Raw genomic sequence first — 1,665 nt, forward strand, 5'->3', positions numbered from 1 at the left:
GCGACCCGGCGGCGAGCCGCTCCGCGATCCGCAGGCACATCAGGTCCAGGTGGGCGGCGAAGATGTCCGGCCGGGTCGGCGCCGTCCCCGGGTCCCCGGGCAGCGCGGCCCGGACCTCGGACAGCAGCCGCAGGGCCAGCGGGTGGGCCGCGTCGGCCGCCGCGAGGGCATCGGCCGGCAGCCCGAGACGCGCCCGGGCCCGGGCCGCCTGCCCGTCGGTCAGCCCGCCGATCCGCACCTGCCGGGCCGACTCCGGCGGCAGCGACACCGCGATCTGCTCCCACAGTTCGGGGCGGCAGGCGACCATCAGCCGGGCCCGGGACAGGCGCAGCCAGCCGGCCGTCGCGCTCGTCCAGTCGGCCAGTGCGTGGGCGAGGACCGGGGGCATCTCCTCGGCGGCGTCCAGGACGACGAGCAGCGGCCGACCGGCGGTCCGGGCCAGGTCGGCCACGGCGTCCGCGCAACCGGGCGACGACTCGGCGGCAAGGGCGGCGGGGGCGCCGGGGACGGCCCGGGCGGCGCCGCGCAGCGAGCGCTCCACCGCGTCCTTGACGCTGCCGTCACCGGGCCGCAGTTCGGCCCCTCGCAGCAGCACGGTGGGGGCAGGCCGGGGACCGCGGGCGCGCTGGGCGGCGAGCCGGGCGAGTTCGGTGCTGCGGCCGGTGCCGGGGTCGCCGACCAGGCCGAGCGCGAGGGGCGCGGCCTCGCCCCGGGCCGCGAGGAACTCGCGCAACGGCTCGGCGACTTGGGGACGCTCCTCGATGGCGTCGGCGGCACGGGCGCCATCAGTGGCACGGACGGCACCGGCCGCACCGATCGGACCGGGGGGTTCGGCGGATTCGGCGGCCCGGCGCAGCGTCGCACCGGTCAGGCGCAGCGCCCCGGCGAGGTTCAGGTGCGGGCCGTAGGCGGGCACGGTGGCGCCGTTGCGGGCCAGCAGCTCGGCCAGCGGGGCCGGCCCGCTTCCGGCGTGCAGGGGCACCGCGAAGCCGCTGGCCCGGTGTCCCGCGTGCAGAGCGGTGGCCACCACGGCCAGCACCGCCCCGGTGGCCGCGTCGATCAGCGGCGCGCCGGACGCCTCCGCCGCCGCCCGGTTCAGGTCGGCCCGGTCCAGGGCGAGTTCGTAGACCTCGTCGAGCAGGTGGAAGCGGTCGGTGGCGATGTAGGTGACAGCCGTGGTGCCGACCACGGTGCCTTCCGCGCGATGCGGCAGCCGCAGCCGTATCCGCCGGTCGGGGTGGGCCGGGCCGCGGGGGGCGACCGGCAGGGGCGGCAGGCTGAGCCCTTCGGTGGCCACCAGCGCCAGGCCGTACTCGGGCAGCGAGGTGATGGCGCCGGCCTCGACCAGGCACACCTGGTCGCCCGGGGCGTGCAGGACCAGCCGGGCCAGGCCGTCGACCGCCTCGTGGCTGGTGATCATCGTGCCCGCGGCGTCGGCGAGGAAGCCGGTGCCGCGCGGGCGTCCCGCCAGGTCGCAGATCCGGATGAGCGCGTTGTCCCGCTCGCTTGCGCGCGCCGCCATCGGGCACCTCCCGCCACCGCGCCACCACCACGGCGCCCCATTTCGTCCCGCTTCGACGGTAGGTGCCCGATGATCGTCCGCCAAGATCACCGTCCGAAAGCGCCCCCTTGCGCCCCCTCGCTTCACTCCGAGCGCCTGGCCAT

General features: G+C 78.1%; 1 pseudogene. It reads right to left on the reverse strand.

Annotated elements, in window-relative coordinates:
- Positions 1–1,522: pseudogene (locus GA0115240_RS05795) on the reverse strand (serine protease); the annotation flags it as partial.
- Positions 1,523–1,665: the final 143 nt, after the last annotated feature.

It is taken from the genome of Streptomyces sp. DvalAA-14 (genome assembly GCF_900091855.1).
Taxonomy (GTDB): Bacteria; Actinomycetota; Actinomycetes; order Streptomycetales; family Streptomycetaceae; genus Actinacidiphila.